This window comes from Crocinitomicaceae bacterium (assembly GCA_016708105.1).
Taxonomy (GTDB): domain Bacteria; phylum Bacteroidota; class Bacteroidia; order Flavobacteriales_D; family Crocinitomicaceae; genus JADJGJ01.
This window is the reverse complement of sequence record JADJGJ010000005.1, coordinates 72209-90525: the sequence shown is the minus strand read 5'-3', so window position 1 is coordinate 90525 and position 18317 is coordinate 72209. Positions and strand designations below refer to the sequence as shown.

16 protein-coding genes and 1 tRNA gene are annotated in these 18317 nt (G+C 36.7%); 12 read left to right on the top strand and 5 right to left on the bottom strand.

Annotation, left to right across the window (positions count from 1 at the left end; translation table 11 throughout):
• The 3 genes from IPH66_17985 to IPH66_17975 form a co-directional block, all read left to right on the top strand.
• A partial coding sequence (locus tag IPH66_17985) for a hypothetical protein (GenBank protein MBK7131227.1) occupies positions 1-615 on the top strand: 615 nt, incomplete at its 5' end.
• Between the two features lie 54 nt (positions 616-669).
• The gene (locus IPH66_17980; protein ID MBK7131226.1) at positions 670-2808 is read left to right on the top strand and encodes an AAA family ATPase; all 2139 of its coding nucleotides are present in this window, start codon (positions 670-672) and stop codon (positions 2806-2808) included.
• A complete protein-coding gene (locus IPH66_17975) occupies positions 2798-4306 on the top strand; it encodes a hypothetical protein (GenBank protein MBK7131225.1) in 1509 nt (502 codons plus the stop codon). Before IPH66_17980 ends, IPH66_17975 begins: the two co-directional genes overlap by 11 nt.
• A gap of 515 nt (positions 4307-4821) precedes the next feature.
• Here IPH66_17975 and IPH66_17970 read toward each other — a convergent pair.
• Entirely contained in the window at positions 4822-5304 is a 483-nt protein-coding gene (locus IPH66_17970) for an IS1634 family transposase (GenBank protein MBK7131224.1), read from the bottom strand.
• 753 nt (positions 5305-6057) lie between these two features.
• Here IPH66_17970 and IPH66_17965 point away from each other — a divergent pair.
• From IPH66_17965 to IPH66_17950, 4 genes are all read left to right on the top strand, one after another.
• Entirely contained in the window at positions 6058-6375 is a 318-nt protein-coding gene (locus IPH66_17965) for a hypothetical protein (protein ID MBK7131223.1), read from the top strand.
• Between the two features lie 77 nt (positions 6376-6452).
• Positions 6453-7505: a DnaB-like helicase C-terminal domain-containing protein gene (locus IPH66_17960; protein MBK7131222.1), complete on the top strand. Its 1053-nt coding sequence runs from the start codon at positions 6453-6455 to the stop codon at positions 7503-7505.
• Between the two features lie 220 nt (positions 7506-7725).
• Positions 7726-8928, top strand: a complete 1203-nt coding sequence (locus tag IPH66_17955; protein MBK7131221.1) for an RNA-directed DNA polymerase — start codon at positions 7726-7728, stop codon at positions 8926-8928.
• Between the two features lie 139 nt (positions 8929-9067).
• Positions 9068-9940, top strand: coding sequence for a Bro-N domain-containing protein (locus IPH66_17950; protein MBK7131220.1), 873 nt, complete (start codon positions 9068-9070; stop codon positions 9938-9940).
• A 250-nt stretch (positions 9941-10190) separates the two neighbouring features.
• Here IPH66_17950 and IPH66_17945 read toward each other — a convergent pair.
• Positions 10191-10262, bottom strand: a tRNA-Arg gene (locus tag IPH66_17945).
• Between the two features lie 180 nt (positions 10263-10442).
• Here IPH66_17945 and IPH66_17940 point away from each other — a divergent pair.
• The gene (locus tag IPH66_17940; protein ID MBK7131219.1) at positions 10443-11162 is read left to right on the top strand and encodes an ATP-binding cassette domain-containing protein; all 720 of its coding nucleotides are present in this window, start codon (positions 10443-10445) and stop codon (positions 11160-11162) included.
• Here IPH66_17940 and IPH66_17935 read toward each other — a convergent pair.
• The 3 genes from IPH66_17935 to IPH66_17925 are packed head-to-tail and all read right to left on the bottom strand — an operon-like array spanning position 11131 to position 13416.
• Entirely contained in the window at positions 11131-11856 is a 726-nt protein-coding gene (locus IPH66_17935) for a hypothetical protein (protein ID MBK7131218.1), read from the bottom strand. The genes IPH66_17940 and IPH66_17935 overlap by 32 nt on opposite strands.
• Positions 11853-12290 (bottom strand): hypothetical protein, encoded by a 438-nt coding sequence (locus IPH66_17930; protein MBK7131217.1) that lies wholly within the window; start codon positions 12288-12290, stop codon positions 11853-11855. The genes IPH66_17935 and IPH66_17930 overlap by 4 nt, the downstream gene beginning before the upstream one ends.
• A gap of 4 nt (positions 12291-12294) precedes the next feature.
• Positions 12295-13416, bottom strand: a complete 1122-nt coding sequence (locus tag IPH66_17925) for a glycosyltransferase (protein MBK7131216.1) — start codon at positions 13414-13416, stop codon at positions 12295-12297.
• A 132-nt stretch (positions 13417-13548) separates the two neighbouring features.
• Here IPH66_17925 and sppA point away from each other — a divergent pair, with 132 nt between their 5' ends.
• From sppA to IPH66_17905, 4 genes are all read left to right on the top strand, one after another.
• On the top strand, positions 13549-15333 hold the full coding sequence (gene sppA / locus IPH66_17920; GenBank protein ID MBK7131215.1) for a signal peptide peptidase SppA: 1785 nt from the start codon (positions 13549-13551) through the stop codon (positions 15331-15333).
• A gap of 55 nt (positions 15334-15388) precedes the next feature.
• Positions 15389-15814 carry a dCMP deaminase family protein gene (locus tag IPH66_17915; GenBank protein MBK7131214.1) on the top strand — a complete coding sequence of 142 codons (426 nt, stop codon included), beginning with the start codon at positions 15389-15391 and terminating at the stop codon, positions 15812-15814.
• Between the two features lie 33 nt (positions 15815-15847).
• Positions 15848-17482 (top strand): S41 family peptidase, encoded by a 1635-nt coding sequence (locus IPH66_17910; GenBank protein MBK7131213.1) that lies wholly within the window; start codon positions 15848-15850, stop codon positions 17480-17482.
• Positions 17483-17635: 153 nt separating this feature from the next.
• A complete protein-coding gene (locus IPH66_17905) occupies positions 17636-18280 on the top strand; it encodes a DUF47 domain-containing protein (GenBank protein MBK7131212.1) in 645 nt (214 codons plus the stop codon).
• Positions 18281-18317 lie beyond the last annotated feature (37 nt).

Sequence of the window (18317 nt, the reverse complement as noted above, 5' to 3'; positions counted from 1 at the left end):
AGAGCTAAAGTTCTAAAAACGATATACAGTTCATTAGACTTATCAATTAAAAACTGGGATGCATATAACCTGCCTGAAAGAAATAATATTACTGATGTTTTTCATGATAAACTTTGGAACGTAAATCTAAAGATACAAGTTAAAGACTTTTTAAAAAATTCATTCAGCACGCTTGAAAATGAAAATTTAGCTGAACGTTTTACAATGTCTGTTTTGCTTTTGTACCGCACTATTGAAATGATTAATGAGTATTTTATTATTGAAAGTGGTGCTTTTAGAAATAACACTATTCAGTATAACTTTGACATTGACAATTCACGGGTCCCAAAAATTAGCAACAATGGAATTAATCAAAATCCAGCTATTGGCACCACTCTATCCACGATAGAAAAGATTTCAGCTATATATTATAAGTTGAATGGTAAGAAAAATCAACAGCTTTTTGATAAGATTAATCGACTCACTACTTATAGAAACAAGGTAGCAATTCATCCGAGTAAACGATTCAAAGAAGAATCTCTGGAATATCTTTTTGATAATGATTTTCAAAAATTCAATAAGAATCTACAGGAATATTTTACAGCTGTATTTGAATTTATAAACTCACTAAAATAAAATGCAGATACACCGCACAGATAAATCCAACCTTTGCATGAAAGAATAACAACCATGAAAATTTTTGACCATTTCCAGCATATCAATCTCACCAACGACCAACGCAATGCGTTGGAAAAGCTTCATGCTTTTTTAGAGAGTGATGAGCGAGTGTTTATCCTACAGGGATATGCGGGTAGTGGTAAAACAACCTTATTAAAGGGTTTTGTTGAATATCTAAAATCTTTAGAAAAGAAATATCAATTGATGGCTCCCACTGGCAGAGCTGCAAAAGTCATCAGAGAAAAAACAAATAAAGAAGCCACCACGATTCACCGTGGCATTTACAATTTTGCAAGCTTGGATACCATTGAAGCTGAAAATGAACTTGTGGAAGAACAATCTTACCATTATGTTTTTCCTATCAATCAAATTAGTGAAGATCAAAACATTCTCATCATTGACGAAGCGTCTATGGTTTCAAGTAAAGAATCTAAGCATGAATTATTTACATTCGGCACAGGTTTTTTGCTCAATGACCTTCTTACATATGCTAAAATTTCAACTAGCAATAACAAGCTCATATTTGTTGGTGACCCTGCACAGTTACCACCAGTAGGCGACAACAAATCACTTGCCCTTGACCCTGATTATTTTATCAGCGACCATAATTTATGTACTAAAACAGCCGAATTGACGGAGGTGGTTCGACAAAACGATAACTTGATTCTAAAAAATGCAGAAAAAATTAGAAATTTAATTTTTTCTGAAAATCGAAATGAATTAAAGTTTGATTACGATGCAGAAAGTTTTGTTCAATCCAATCCCAATGATTTTTATGAACATTTCGCAGATTCCTTTCCCACTCCAAAAGTTGGCGATGGGGTAATTATTGCGTATTCGAATGGTCAATGTTTTCATAACAATATAGCTCTTAGGGAAAAGCTATTTCCCAATCAAAAGGATCTAGTGGTTGGTGATATTATTCTTATCAACAATAATAACTACCATACCTATGGCACTGAATTATTCAATGGAGATTTAGCACAAGTTGTGGAAGTTAATCCAGACACAATAAGTCAATCAGCTCCAGTAATGATAGATAAAAATGGAAAGAAGGAAAGAATAATTATTTCATTAAGGTTCAAGTGGATTAAAATTCGTCTTCCACATTTTTCAGAAGATATTTCATGCTTAATACATTACGACTTACTGAACTCTGTGAATAGGGACTTGAGTATAGATGAAATGAAAGCCGTGTACATCAATTTTTTAATCCGCTTTAATGAGAAGCAAAAAGAACGAAAAGAAAGAGGGCTACATAGTTATAAAATAGGAAGTGAGGAGTTTAAAAACACTCTAAAGTCTGACCCATTTTTTAATGCTCTTAAAATTAAATATGGCTACAGCATTACGTGTCATAAATCACAAGGTGGTGAATGGGAAAAAGTTTTTGTTGATTATAGCGGTAGAGTAAGTTTAAAAACAGAACCCTTAAAATGGTGCTACACGGCTACTACTAGAGCTAGAGAATCAGTAATTTGTTTGAATGCACCAAACTTCGGAGTGCTTAGCCGTCTAAACTTTCAGCTTATAGGACAGATTGGTAATTTCCCAAAAAATGCAATTTCTTTTCTTGGTGTCAAAGATTCTCCTTTTCATAATAGCAATGCACACAAATGCAAGAGTTTAAAGTATTGGGAAATCTATGAAAAATTGGAGAACACAAATTTTAAAATAGAAAATGTTTTTTCACCTTCAAATGGATATTTAGAAAGATATTTTATAAGTAATGATAAAAACGAGATTTTGCAGCTGGATGGGCAGCACAATGGTGCAGGATACTTTACCCAAGCCTTCAAAGCAACGAGCAAACTTAATTTACTTGATGAAACAGAATTAGAGACAATTTTTAACGCCTCTTATGAAAGACAATACTTGATTGACTGGAATCCTGTGGAGTCCTTTCTTAAAGAATTACATTCTTATGTTTTACAAGCTTGTAATGAAAGTAAAAGTACCCTCACGAATGTTATAAAAACAGGAAACTATGATGTGACCTACTACTTCATCACAGACTCAGTATGTTCATATATACAGTTCTACTTCAATAGTAAAAACCAATTCACTTCTGCAATACCAAAAAAAATTGGGTCAGAGGAAGATGAAAAGCTAAAATTAATCATATCAAAATTAGAGTCTAATGCCAGCTAAAGAAATAAAAGAACTTCGTCAGGCCGGAAAGTTAGATGATGCTTATGCATTGGCAAAAGCAGAATTGGAGGCTGATTTATCAAATATTTGGGGTAAGCGAAATTTGAGCTGGGTGTTATATGCTCAACTCGATGAACTTGCGTCAAATTTATACGAATTTATTAATAAAATTAACGAGGTAAAAGAATTGGATTTACCGACTTCTGAAGAAATGTTTTTTGATAACATATCGATTGTTATCTCAAAAGCAGCAAGGGTTATTTCTTATGAAACTACTCAAGATTTTACCAAAATACATCTTTTGTTTGATGCTATTAAAGAATTGCCCATAAAGAGAAATTCCAAATGGTATAGTGTCCTTTTTAATGCAATGCATAAAGGAATGAAAGATTCCAATAGATATGTTGAATTTGCCGACTGGTGGAACCTTGACAACCTCCGTCCCGAAGACTTTTTAAAAGAAGAATATAATGGTAAAAAGATGATGTCTATTGCTGAACAAGCATACATTGCTTATTCCAAGAAGCTTTTGGAAGGAGAACCTTTAGATCCTTTTGGACAGCAAAGAGTCATTGACAAGGAGAATATCCAATCATTCTTGCCAAAACTGGATTCTTTGATTGAGAAGCATCCAGACTATCAATATCCGCCATATTTCAAAGCAAAACTCCTTTTAGCATTAGGAAATGATGAAAATATTCTGTCTGCATTTTTACCTTTTGCAAAGCAAAAAAGAAATGACTTTTGGGTGTGGGAACTGATGGCAGAAATATTTTCAGAGGACAAAGAAATTCAGTTTGCTTGCTATTGCAAAGCCTTGAGCCTAAAAACTCCCGAAGACTTTTTAGTTAAGTTGAGACAGACTTTTTCTGAAATGCTCATTGAAAAGAGAATGTATAATGAAGCAAAAACAGAAATCCAAAAAATTATCGCAACAAGAGAAAAACACGAATGGAAGTTACCAAACCAATTAGTGCAATGGACAGAACAGGAATGGTATAAATCTGCCACAGCTAAAAAGGACAACCAAGATTTGTATTCAAGACACAGCAAGCAAGCGGAGGAAATATTGTTTCAGGACATACCGGAAGAAATAATTGCAGTTGAGTTTGTAAATGAGAATAAAAATATGTTGACTTTCGTGAAAGACATGCAAAAATATGGATTTTTCAACTACACTGGTCATTTAACTAAACCACAAGTTGGGGATATTTTGCAGGTTCGTTTTAATGGTGAAAGTCAGGATGGTTTTTTCAAAATAATGACGGCCAAAAAATCTGAATCCGATTTAACATCTGATGCAATAAAATATTTTGAAGGAACATTGAAAGTAGTTTCACCGCAGAATTTCGGTTTCATTGAGGAAATATATGTTGAGCCCAATTTAATACAGAGCAAAAATTTCCAAGATGGTCAACCTGTAAAAGGCAGGGCAATTTTATCCTTCAATAAAAAGAAAAACGAATGGGGCTGGAAAGCGATTGAACTGTCAAATTAACTTTCTCTCCTGACTTGTCCCTTTTAGTGCGGTAGATTTAATTTTGCAATAAGCTCCGTCATTTTCTGAGATGGGTTTGCCTTTATAGTTACAGTTTTTTGCGTGATCAGATTCAATATTTCTCCATCAACGATTTTTTTTGACTCGTCTATAAATTTTCTTATTGAGATACCTGTTTTTAGTTCTATGTGTTTTGATATCACTAATGCAATAAAACAAATGAGCATATGAAGTTTGATGGGATCTTCCTTAAAATGAAAAATTGGTCTTGTTTGTAGGTCGTTTTTTGATATTCTGAAGGCTTGTTCAATTTTATAAAGTTCATGGTAGCGCTCTATTATTGTTTTGTCGTCAGCCGTTGATTCTTCAATGTTCGTATAATATCCTTTTTATCCCTAGAAGTTTGCGAGTTTTCTCAATTAGAATTTCATTGAGTTCAATTTGCTGATTTTTTGTTTGGGTGAATTTTAATTTTTTAGTTTTTGACGGTTTTGCAATAACTTGTTTTGCTTTGTCTATTTGTTTTCCATTTCATGCTTATCCTTACGGTATCTGACATCTGAATAACTGCAAATCAAATATCCATTATCGGTTTTAATGCGTATGCTTTTTTCCGTTTTCTCTGTTGATATTTTTGTCAATGGTGTCGAGCATAGTTGCGGAGACGTTTGCGAGTCTTGCCCCACGATGTAGTTGATGTTGTTCTGGATTAATTGTTGTACATTTTCTGAACTGATCATTGCAGCATCTGCTACAACGGTGAAGTTTTGTACACCATTTCTTTTAATAAAATCATTAATAACCGGGATGATTGTGTGACCTTCAAAAGTATTACCCGAAAACACTTCATACGACACGGGAAAACCCTCTTTACTCACCATCAGCGCAATGAGTATCTGAGGCTGTTGAGATTTGTTGTCTTTTGAAAAGCCATTCATTCGCAACTCATCTTCTTTAAATGTCTCAAAATAAAGTGTGGTTACATCATAAAACAGAATGTCATAGTTGAATGAGTAATACCTTCTAGCGAAGTCAACAACTTTTTTTCTACTTTTTCTTCAAGTTGATGCACTCTGGGGCAATCTTGTAATATGTCTTGCGACTATGGCTGATACCAAAGAACAGTTTGATCAACTCTAAGGAACGAAGTTTGGATGCCGGTTCAAATATTCTAATGGTAACCAAATCATTTAACAACGAGGGAAAATCATTTAGTTTAAGAGTGTCTGTATCGCTCTAATTTGTTTGAAAAAAATGGTATTTGATGCCAACAAAAGTGCTGTGATTAAGATGCAACAATTTGTTGGGATTTTCATCCGGAAAAATTGAAGTTTGCATCGTGGAATTTTATCCACTCCTCTGCCATTTTCATTAACTCAACAAATTCATCCGCTGTATGTGCAGAACCCATGTGTTGTATTACTTTCCTCTTGTTATTCTCGTAACGAACTACTTGAACAGCCCCTTGCCATAGAGGCCGTTTTTACAACCCTTATTTTCATTCAAAAATCAGCATTAGTGCGGTAAATTTAGCCTTTTTTAAAACACCTCGTTTGATTATGAGGGAGTTAGCTCCGCACTAAATTTGGTGGGGACAAGTCAGGAAAAGAAAAACGAATGGGGCTGGAAAGCGATTGAACTGTCAAATTAACTTTCTCTCCCAAGACCCAACAAAATCTCCCCCCCCATGTTACTTTCCTCCCTCCCCCGCATTCTCATAAAAAAGTGTTCAACATATAAACCTTATGCTTATGAAAATCTTCACCCCTGACAACATGGACCAAGTGCCAATCTCTGTGCAAGAACTGCAAAAAGTTGTTTACCAACTAACGAATAAAAACTGCGCATTAGACTTGAAACCTGATTCTACAAAGGACACAGAAAATTTGATGTTTAAAAAGAGTTCTGAGAATTTGGAAGATGGGTTCTATATTGCGCTAAGATTTATCAAGACAGAGGAGGATGACTTGCAAGTTTTTATCAGAGAAATTATCTTATACGAAACTCCAGACGAGTGGCTTGATGCTTACAACTGGTACATGAAGCGCAAGAAGGAACGAGGTGAATAACCCCCCCCAATGTTCAAAACCCAACTAAATTTTTCAACACCCATTCATCTTATTTCTAGTCCTCGTAAATTTATGCTATGACAAATCCACTGCACGACGAATTAAAAAAACTGGTTGAGCTTCAAGGCATCAGTGAACATGAGCTTTTGCATGAGTTGAGATTTTTGCTTGAGCAGCGCAATTTCAAGCAGGAACTTGGTAAGGAACCAAAAGATTTTACTGAATTGGTAAAAGATAAAATGGACTTGCTTTTGAATACCAATCTTGAAGAGGGTTTTTTGAAAACGGGTTTTGCTCAATTAGATGAACTCACCGGCGGATTGCACGGCGGTGAAATGGTGGTGTTTGGTGGAAGACCGGGAATGGGGAAAACATCGGTACTGGTGAATTTGAGTCTGAATTTGGCAAGACAGGTTCCGGTTTTATATTTCTCGTTTGATTTGGGAGCGGATGCTTTGATGAACCGTTTCATTTCAGGTTTGAGTGAAGTGCCTGTGCAAAAAATTGAACGCATTGCATTGGATGATGCTGAAAAAGTTGAATTGATCAAGGTGATGGATGAGTGGAAAAAATTACCACTATATATTCATGATACCGGAAATCATTCGCTCAGTCTCATTAGGCTGATGTGTGAAAAAGCGGTGAAAGAAAAAGGCGTGCGGGTGATTGTGATGGATTATTTGCAATTGATGAAAACGCATCGGTTCAAGAATAATCGTGATTTGGAAATTTCAATGATCACGCGAGAGATAAAAAATATGGCGCGTGAATTGGGTTTGTGTTTTCTTGTGTCCAGTCAACTAAGTCGCTCAGCTGAAACACGAGGTGGTGATAAACGACCGTACTTGTCAGACTTGCGTGAAAGCGGTGCCATAGAACAGGAAGCGGATAAAGTGTTTTTTGTATATCGCCCTGAATATTATGGTTTGTTTGAAGATGAAACCGGTATGCCAACTGATGGTATCCTGGAATTAATTTTAGCAAAAAACAGAACCGGTCCGCTGAACACAATTAAATTAGGATTTGAAAAAGAAACAGGCAGATTGAGAAATGGAGTAGATCAAACCTGGCCGGCATTTAAATTTAATTCAGGCAGATTGGATGAGTTGAAAGATGGCGCACCTTTTTGATGGGATTTTTATCTGCCGAAGCGACAGCGCAGATAAGAGTGATAGTAGGTGGTTGTTCAGGTAAAATATAAATTTTTATCTCATGCTGTCACCCCACTTGATCTCACCTCAAGGGGAGAAATTATTTATTTAAAACTTTAACTTGAGCCGTTGCGCGGCATTATGAATCGAATTAACGATCCGCGGTTGTGTACCTGCAACCCGTTGAGAATCGGAACCTGTGGTCACTGCGTTCACCTGCTTCTGCGTTGCTCACTGCGTTCCGCTACTCAAAGCAGATGAAATTCAGATAATCAGCAACGGCTCTTTTTTTATGCTTACATCAGATGAACTCATAAGCACTGCACGCCGGTACAAACGCTGGATGAAACTTAATTATCGCCTGCGTTATTCAATGCGACCTGCTGTATTAAACCACTTGTCAAAAAATGAATTTGAAAGTGCCCGATTACTCATGATTGAAAACAGTCATGACATGATTTGCTTTTTTGATCAGATTCCCAAATCATATTTAGAAAAGATTCTGAATGAACCAAACTACACTGAATACGCACTCAATAAAAAAAAAGGCGGGCAGCGTAAAATTCAAATTCCTGAACCGGTACTCAAGCGCATGCAGAAAAAAATAAATGCTGCACTTCAAGCCTATTATCTTCTCGTTGGTTATGAAAACTCCTTTGGATTTGTAAAGAAAACGAGGCATGCTGCGTTCACGTCAGGTATTGCAACCAATGCATCAAAACACATTGGGCAACAAGTAGTGCTCAATCTTGATTTGAAAGATTTTTTTGAGTCAGTTTCTGCGGCAAGAATTTTCACTTTGTTTAAGTCGCCACTTTTTAAATTTAATGAAGATATTGCGGCAGCCCTTGCCTTACTTTGCACCTGGCAAAAGAGATTACCAACCGGGGCGCCCACCTCACCTATTCTTTCCAACTTTATCTGTCTTGAATTAGATCAGAACCTACATGAATTTTCACTGAAAAATAAATTGAATTATTCGCGTTACGCTGATGATTTAACCTTCTCTACTAATGAACGAATCACGGAAGAAATGAAAATTGAGTTGAAAGAAATTATTTGCAGAAATCAATTCGAAATCAACGCAAAAAAATGGCGCATCCGCACTCAAAATCAAAAACAATTGGTCACCGGTTTGGTGGTGAATGAAAAGGTGAATGTGGATAGAAAATTCATACGAAAAATTCGTGCCATGATACATGATCTGAAACTGAATGGACTTGAAAACGCCACCGGAAATCATTTCAGAAAATCAACTAAAAATAATCACGAATTACAATTTCGTTTCATCAATAAACTACATGGATATATTGACTTTATTGGTCAGGTTAGAGGTCGTGAAGATACGATTTATAAAAAATTTAAATGGGAGCTTGTGCCTTTTGGGATGGCTGATTCCTAGTTCAACCGGAGACAAAATAGCCCATGAAAAAATTGTAGCGCCGCATGAAAGTGAATAATACCGTCTCACGATTAGTTTACATGATAAATACAATTGGCACAATTCAGTAATTTTGAACACCCAAATCGAAAAAAAATCTATGACAAAGCAAGAAGCAATAAAAATATTTGAAGATAAAAAAGTGCGCACACTTTGGGATTTGGAAAATGAACAATGGTATTTTTCTATTGTAGATGTTATTGCTATTCTCACCGAAAGCCCAAACCCGAGAAAGTATTGGAGCGTTCTTAAAACCAGACTGAAGGCTGAAGGAAGTCAGTTGGCTACAAATTGTAGTCAACTGAAAATGCAATCAACAGATGGCAAATTTTATTTAACAGATGTTGCGGATACAGAACAACTTTTCCGTTTAATTCAATCTATACCATCACCTAAGGCAGAGCCGTTTAAATTATGGTTAGCTCAGGTAGCAGCAGAACGTTTGGATGAAATGCAAGATCCTGAACTCAGTATTGACAGAGCACTGGAGCAATACATGCGTTTGGGTTATTCTGAAAGCTGGATCAATCAGCGGTTAAAAAGTATTGAGATTCGAAAAGAACTAACCGATGAATGGAAAAAACGTGGGCTAAAAGAAGGGATGCAATTTGCCACGCTCACCGATATTATCACAAAAGCCTGGGCAGGTAAAACAACCAAGGAGTATAAAGTACTGAAAGGTTTAAAAAAGGAAAACCTGCGCGACAACATGACCAACACAGAATTGATTTTGAACATGCTTGCCGAAGCATCTACGAAAGATATTTCAGCAGCAACTAATCCTAAAAATTTTCAGCAAAGTAAAAAAGTTGCCAAACAAGGGGGCAATGTTGCTAAAGTTGCGCTGAAAGAATTAGAATCAAAAACCGGTAAGAAAGTAGTTAGCTCGTCCAATGCAAAACAGATATTGATAAATCCGGAAAATAAAAAGATTAAATCAACAGGTAAGGGCAAAAGAAAGAATTCGGAGTGAACGCAAAGAAAAAATCATAGTGTTGTCACTCACACGATGATTTTTAGTTGCCACGACAGGAGTCCCTGTCTGCCTATCGCCAGACAGACATGGAACCTGGATCTAAAGTGCCAGAAACTTTCATTCTAACTATTGAACTAGGCGGCCTTTTACAGAGTGAGTGCGGAGTACTGGAGCGATCCGTAACGCTCTGTCTAAAAACAACAAAGTGAGTGCAGCGCTCTCACACTCACACTCACTCTGATTTTTGTAGCCGCGACAGGAATCGAACCTGTATCAAAAGTTTAGGAAACTTCTATTCTATCCATTGAACTACGCAGCCAAAAAATAGGGTGCAAATTTACTACATTTCTTGAGAATTCTCAGGTGTAAGCAGCGCATGAAGCTTTAGTGACTATAAAAATTCTTCCGGCAATCCACCTCACGAGGTTAAAAACTTAATACAAATGAACACATTCTGCCTTGTGGTCATGTTTCTAATTCGTTACTTTTACAAACGATTATGGAATCACCTGAAAATATTTTCTGGATAAAAAACGGCGAGCTGCAACAGGGAGGCGTTACGGTATTAACTGAGGTAAATATTTATCTTAAAAAAGGTGAGTTTGTATATCTCATTGGAAAAACCGGCGCAGGCAAAAGTACCTTGTTGAAAGCGCTCTACGGTGAGCTTATGCTAAGTGGTGGTGAAGGAGAAGTGGCAGGACATAAGCTCAATGGATTACAACGCAAAGATGTTCCTTTTTTACGGCGTAAATTAGGAATTGTTTTTCAGGATTTTCAGTTACTTTCTGATCGTACGGTAAATGAAAATTTATTTTTTGTCATGCGCTCAACCGGCTGGAAAAATAAAGCAGAAATTACCAAACAAGCTCAGGATGTTTTGCGTCTTGTCGGGCTTGATCATCAAGGTGATAAAATGCCGCATCAACTTTCAGGCGGAGAACAACAACGGGTTGCCATTGCACGTGCGTTGGTGAATAATCCAAAGTTTATCATTGCTGATGAACCAACGGGTAATCTTGATCCAGAAACTTCACGTGAAGTGATGGCTGTACTGATGGCCATTGCCAAAGAAGGCACTTCGGTTTTGATGGCTACGCATGATATGTCTATCATGGAACAATTCCCATCACGCACCATGAAAGTTGAAAATAAAACGGTTGTTGAGCTCAATCCAATGAATGTATTCAATCCATTTGAGCAGGTGAAGTTTGAGTAAACATTTCTTCCACTATTTTTTTTGCATTCAGTTGATTGTTGAACAGCTGTGAAAATTTCTCTTTACGCTCTGCAAACATTTCAGGAGTAAATTCAATTTTCATCATTTTTTCAATTCTCTTTGCCATGTCTTCTGCCTTATCTTCAACCGCGCAAAGTGTTGCAAATATTCCGGCGTCATCCATTTTTGAATTAATGATGATGTGTTTTCCGGAGTCAAGTGCATGCAATAATTTCAACTTGATGCCGGTTTGCTGAAACGTGATGAGCAAATGAATATGTGCATGTTGAATAAGTGAATCCATTTGAATTGACGTGGGTGTATCAATCATCCTCACATTTTCTTGAACTGATGCTTCATTCTTCAACCAACTTGATGGCGACTTACCTGCAATAACCACTTTATGCCTAATCAACGGTGCCACTTGATTAATGATGAATTTTGCCGCCAATTCATTTTCACGCACGCGCAAGTTTCCCTGAAATAAAATGAATCTTCCATCAATACCACTTTTATTTACATCACGTCGGGCATGATCAGTATTGAAAAACGGAGGCACATGAACAGTCTCTGCGTACTGAGCAAAATGCTCAACATCCATTCTGGCTACAGCAAATATTTTGGTTGCGTGCTTTAGTTCCGGTTCAAAAAAAGCCAGCCTGTCTGCTTCACGATCTAAATATTTGCGTTTCAAAAATTTCTCTCCACCTCAGCCAACTCTCGATAATAGGTGTGCTCAATATTATTTGCTCTCACATATTTTTTTCTGTTCTGTAAAGCGGGATGATTCAAAAAAGCACAAGTTTGCAATCCATCAAATAAAATAGGAGCATCATCACGGCATAAATTATCCAATAGTTTTTTTGAAGATCTGCTTGAAACCACATAAGGTTTTACGCTGAACAATAATTTGAAAATGTTTTTTGGACGATGGTAATAATACAGTTTCTCACAATACTGATTCAATTCATCAGTTGGTTTATTGTGTCCACTGTAATAAAAGCAATGATAAATTATTTTTACTCCGGCATCATGCAGGGATTTCAGTTTATAGAATACATCAACAATTCCGCCATAGTTTGGAGGCCAGGGAACGTCAAAGGCGATGATATGCAGTTTTTTTTCCAATGAATCAAAGATATATTTTTTCAAGCACCTTGCATTCGTTTTCCCAGGTGAGTTCTTCTGATGCCCGCTTTGTGTTAGCTTTTAACCTGTTGTATAATTCTTCATCTTCAAACAGCGCGTTGATTTGTGCAGCCAATAATTCAGGTTGATGACTTTGCGTGATTAACCCAATATCATAGGTTTGTACAATCTTTTTAATTTCAGGCAAATCAGAAACCAAAACCGGAATTTGACAATGGATATAATCAAATAATTTATTGGGTAATGAAAAACGATAATTGATATTCGTGTCTTTGTCTAAAGATACGCCTAAGTCAGCCAGGCGTGTAAAATTCAATAAGCGTGAATATGGTTGTTTTCCAAAAAATAAAACGCTATCAGTAAGATTCTCTTTTGCAGATTGATTTTTCAATTGCTCAATCACATCACCCCCACCAACAAAAATCAACACCGCATTTTTCACCTGTTTCATAGCTGAAATTAATTCTTCAGCTCCGCGATGCATATTGATCCCTGCTCCCTGAAAAATAATGATGCGCTTATCATTTGGCAAACCTATTTCAGCGCGCGTTCTAGTTTCAATTGCAGCTGGCTTATCCGCAATATTTCTTACTACTTGAATAGGAATTCCATATTCCTGACGATACAAATCTGCTATAGATTCATTCACCGTATACATGGCGTTCACTTTGGGCAGATATTTTTTTTCAATACGTCGCCAAATATTTTTTACTCGAGGTTTATGTTCTAATTCGGGTACACCAATAAAATACTCATGTGAATCATAAATCAATTGGCAATTTCGTTTGAATTTTCTGGCCCAATGATTTGCCAACAGTGTATCCAAATCATTTGCTAACAAGGCATCTGCAGAATGGAAGAGCAAATAAAAAAACAAACGCAAATTATAGTTTGCATAAAACAACGCACCTTTTGTAAAACACAACTTGAACCGTTTGGTTTTGTATTGAAGATTTGCAGGCATGGCCAGGCTATCTTTCAATTTGCGCCCAACCAAGGTTACCTCAAAATTATGTTTCACCAGAAATTCACATACCTTGCGCACTCGGTTATCGGTGTACAAATCATTTGTGACAGAGACAATGATCTTGCGTTTTTTTGGCATGGTATCAAATGTACGAAAACGAAGAATGCGATGTATCATTTCAAAATCATCCAAAGAACTTTTCCCCCACTCAGCACAATTCTTTCACTATCAAGCGCTGAATTAGTACCTTTGAGTAAAATTTGGTGAAGTATGACATTTTGGAAAACTTTTTGGGCCGGACTGCTTTCAAGCATTGTTGCCGGCTTACTTGTAACACTGATCTTTTTTTTAATTCTAGGTGCTGTTATTGGTAGCCTCACTGAACCTAAAAAACTAGTGGTAAGCGAAAACTCAGTTTTGCACATGAAACTAGATGGTGAACTTGGTGACTATACCTATGCAAGCTTTGATCCGGGAACAATTTCATTGAACAAACAATTTGGTTTGTATGAAATTTTAGAAGGTTTAAAAATTGCCAAAGACGATAAAAATATCAAAGGCATTTTTCTGAATTGTGACAACTTGCAGGCCGGCATGGCTACTACGAAAGAGATCAGAGATGGACTCGCAGATTTTAAATCAAGTGGAAAATTTGTGATTGCGTATGCTGAAAACTATGATAAAAAATCATATTACCTTTCATCCGTGGCAGATTCTGTTTACGTGTTTCCAAGTGGAATGCTTGAATTTTTAGGTCTTGGTGCAGAAATTGCATTTTTAAAAGGAGCTCTTGAAAAATTAGAAGTGAAAATGCAAATCATTCGCGGCTCAAATAACCGGTTCAAAAGTGCGGTAGAGCCGTTGATGTATGAACAGATGAGTCCTGAAAGTCGCTTGCAAACACAAACGTATTTAAATTCATTGTGGAACACTATGACTACTGCTATCAGTGAATCTCGCGGAGTCTCTGTAGAAAAACTCAATGAAATAGCTGACAGTGTATACGTTCGAAAATCAGGTGATGCGGTGGATTATCATCTTGCGGATGCCATTGTATATTATGATCAGGTATTGGATATTTTAACCAGAAAATCCGGAACAAAACCTGATGATGAATTGGCCTTGGTAAATTTTGAAACCTATTGCCTTAAAAAAACCAATGCTGAGCGAACCCTCACCAAACTCGAAAAGAAAAATATTGCCTTGATATTTGCTGAAGGTGATATTGTAGATGGAGATGGCATACCGGGTCAAATTGGCGGTAACTCATTGGCTGAACAAATAAGGGTAGCGCGTGAAGACAGCACGATTCAGGCTGTGGTGCTGAGGGTAAATTCACCGGGTGGCAGTGCGCTGGCAAGTGATGTAATTTGGCGAGAAGTGATATTGACAAAAGCGCTGAAACCGGTCATTGTTTCAATGGGTGACGTTGCTGCATCAGGTGGCTATTATATCTCATGCGGCGCTGATAAAATTTTTGCGCAACAAAATACCATCACCGGATCAATTGGAGTTTTTGGAATCATACCATACACCGGAGATTTATTTAAAAACAAATTGGGAATAACCTTTGATCATGTCACTACAAATGATCATGCCGTGCTTTCAACTAATCGCCTATTGACTGAACAAGAATTAGAAATAATTCAAGCCGGAGTTGATGATATTTATCTTGATTTTATTACCAAAGTTGCTGATGGCAGAGGGATGACAACAGCAGATGTAGACAGTCTTGGACAAGGCCGAGTATGGGCAGGGGTTGATGCAAAAAAACTTGGTTTGATTGATGAGTTTGGCGGTTTGATGGATGCTATTTATTTTGCTGCTGATACTGCAGGTATTGCAAGAGAAGATATCCGCATTAGAATTTTCCCTGAAAAAGAAGACAATGAATTATTCAATTTGCTCACGAACATTGAAGGTGAACAAAGCATTAACCTCACTACAAAATCTGCACTTGAAATTCAGTTGTTGGATATCTATTCGTACCTGCGCACTTTAAATGGTAAAACAAGTATTCAGGCGCGTTTGCCTTACCTGATCTGGATTAACTAATTTTCACACTCAATCCAATTACTTTTCACCAACTTTGTATTATAGTTAAAACAACGTGGATTCAAAACAAGAAAAATACGACAGAGCCTATCTGAAAATGGCATTGGAATGGGCAAAATTATCTCATTGCAAACGCAAACAAGTTGGCGCATTAATTGTACATAATAATATGATTATTTCTGACGGGTATAATGGAACACCTTCAGGTTATACTAATTCATGTGAAGATGATCAAGGCGAAACGCATTGGTATGTACTGCATGCTGAAGCCAATGCTATTCTGAAGGTAGCTAAAACCACCCAAAGCGCTGACGGTGCTACACTGTATATCACGCTTTCACCGTGCAAAGAATGTAGCAAATTAATTATTCAATCCGGAATAAAACGGGTTGTGTATCACAATGAATATAAAGATACTTCAGGCATAGAATTTTTATCAGAATACGGAATTTCGGTTCATCACGTTAAGTCTATTGAATAAAAACTATCCGTGCCAAACATAAAATTGGACAACATGAATTACACTGAGCAACAACCAAAAAAAAACAATGCATTGGTATTAATTCCACTGCTGGTTGCCATATCTCTTGCACTTGGAATATGGCTGGGCACATTATTTATTCCTGCCGGTGGATTTTCAGATCCCGTGCAGGAAACTTCTTCTAAATTCAATACCATTCTTGAGTTGATTGAAGATAAATATGTTGATTCAGTAGATCATGATATGCTGATTGAAAGTTCAATTCAAGGCATGATAGAAAAACTGGATCCGCACAGCGCATATATTCCGCCACAAGATTTAGAAGCCGTGAATGAACAATTAGAAGGAAATTTTGGAGGAATAGGAATTCGGTTTTTAATTCATGATGACACCTTGGTTGCAACGCATGTTTTAGCCGGTTCACCATCAGAACAATCAGGCATGAAACCAGGTGACAGATTGCTGGCAGTAGATGATACCGTGATAACCAATATTGGTTTGACCAATGAACGTGTTATGAGTTTACTCAAAGGCAAAGAAGGATCAAAAGTAAAAGTGAAAATTTATCGCAAGGGTAAAACAGAGAATCTTACTATTACGCGTGGCACTATTCCAATCAGCAGTATTGATGCGGCCATTATGTTGAACCAAGAAGTAGGCTTTATTAAATTAAATAGTTTCACCTACAATTCAGGAGAAGAGTTTAATCTGGCAGCGCAGGAATTAAAATCAAAAGGAATGAAGAAACTCATTTTTGATTTACGCAATAACGGAGGTGGATCAATGAGCGCAGCAACAGACATTGCAGATGAATTTTTGGAAGATGGAAAACTAATTGTTTATACAGAGGGTAGAAAAAGTCCGAGAGAAAATTACAATGCAACTAAACGAGGAATACTTGAAGATGTTGAATTAATTGTGTTGATCAATTCCTTATCAGCATCGGCAAGTGAAATTGTTGCTGGCGCAATTCAAGATAATGATCGCGGTTTAGTTATGGGTCGTCGCTCATTTGGTAAAGGACTTGTTCAAACACAAGAAGAATTTACGGATGGCAGCGCCTTGCGTCTTACTATATCACGCTATTATACTCCAACTGGCAGAAGCATTCAAAAACCGTATGGCGATGGTGTTGATTATGAATCAGATTATTTTAACCGCTTTGAAAGTGGTGAGCTTATGCATGAAGACAGCATTAAACATGATGAAAGTTTAAAATACACAACACCTGCCGGACGAACTGTATATGGCGGTGGAGGCATCTATCCTGATGTGTTTATTCCAAATGATACCGCAGGCGCATCTTATTATCTTACTGAATTATATTATGAAAGTATCTTTAACCATTTTGCTATAAAATATCTTGACAAATTCAGATCTACTTTTACCACGTTTGAAAAATTTGATAAATCATTTTTTGTCACTGAAAACATGTTTAATGAGTTCATTAATTATGCAACCAAACTTGGTGTTACGTACAATCAAAACGATGTGCTTGTTTCAAAAACGGTAATTAAAAACAGAATCAAAGCAGAAATAGCAAGACACCTTTGGAATGATAACGGTTATTACGCAGTGTATTTAGAAGATGACCTGGATGTGCAACGTGCGCTGTCAGAATTTTCAAAAGGACTTCATATCAGTGAATTGCTTTCAAAGGGAAATTAATCTCCTGAAAGTCTTGTTAAATCTATGTTAGCAGATATCTCATTTGTGCTGCTTAACGTTATGTTAACATTATATTAATCTTAACTTCCGTATACCTCATATTGGCTGTCTATATTTGCAGTGTCTTAGTTAATAATTAAAAAAAACACTGTCATGGGACTTAACATTTTCCACTATTTCCAGCCAAAAAACAAAGTATTCTTCAGCCTGTTTGAAAAGGCTACTTCAAACCTGGTAGATATATCAGCAGCTCTGGTAGAGATGGTAAACACCAGCAGTAAAGACAAAAAGAAAGAGCTCATTCGTGAAATTGAAAGACTTGAGCACGTTGGTGACAACATCACCCATGAAATGTTTAATGAACTTAGCTCAAATTTCATTACCCCGTTTGATCGTGAAGATATTCACTCATTGACAACTGCCTTAGATGATATTGCTGATTTTGTACACGGAGCAACCAAAAGAATGGAACTCTACAAAGTTGAAGAACCTACGCCTGCAATGAAAAAACTTGCGGAGTTAATTCAAAATGCTGTTGCAGATTTAAAAGTAGCGGTGTATGAATTACGTAACATGCGCAACGTAGCGGCGATTCGTGAAGCTTGTGTAAAAGTAAACAGCATTGAAAATCATGCTGACGATATTTTTGACATGGCCATTGCAGATTTGTTTGAGAATGAAAAAAATGCCATTGAAGTAATTAAAATTAAAGAAGTACTTCAGGCACTTGAAACAGCGACAGACAAATGTGAAGATGCAACCAATGTAATTCAATCTATTATCATTAAAAACGCCTAAGCGTTAATTTTTAATCCATGTTTAACGAAAAAAATTA

What these genes read in the sequence shown, in the direction of transcription:
- sppA (MBK7131215.1), top strand. Translation starts at nt 13,549, where the DNA reads ATGACATTTTGGAAAACTTTTTGGGCCGGACTGCTTTCAAGCATTGTT.
- IPH66_17980 (MBK7131226.1), top strand. Translation starts at nt 670, where the DNA reads ATGAAAATTTTTGACCATTTCCAGCATATCAATCTCACCAACGACCAA.
- IPH66_17925 (MBK7131216.1), bottom strand. Translation starts at nt 13,416, where the DNA reads ATGCCAAAAAAACGCAAGATCATTGTCTCTGTCACAAATGATTTGTAC.
- IPH66_17975 (MBK7131225.1), top strand. Translation starts at nt 2,798, where the DNA reads ATGCCAGCTAAAGAAATAAAAGAACTTCGTCAGGCCGGAAAGTTAGAT.
- IPH66_17950 (MBK7131220.1), top strand. Translation starts at nt 9,068, where the DNA reads ATGACAAAGCAAGAAGCAATAAAAATATTTGAAGATAAAAAAGTGCGC.
- IPH66_17965 (MBK7131223.1), top strand. Translation starts at nt 6,058, where the DNA reads ATGAAAATCTTCACCCCTGACAACATGGACCAAGTGCCAATCTCTGTG.
- IPH66_17910 (MBK7131213.1), top strand. Translation starts at nt 15,848, where the DNA reads ATGAATTACACTGAGCAACAACCAAAAAAAAACAATGCATTGGTATTA.
- IPH66_17905 (MBK7131212.1), top strand. Translation starts at nt 17,636, where the DNA reads ATGGGACTTAACATTTTCCACTATTTCCAGCCAAAAAACAAAGTATTC.
- IPH66_17960 (MBK7131222.1), top strand. Translation starts at nt 6,453, where the DNA reads ATGACAAATCCACTGCACGACGAATTAAAAAAACTGGTTGAGCTTCAA.
- IPH66_17940 (MBK7131219.1), top strand. Translation starts at nt 10,443, where the DNA reads ATGGAATCACCTGAAAATATTTTCTGGATAAAAAACGGCGAGCTGCAA.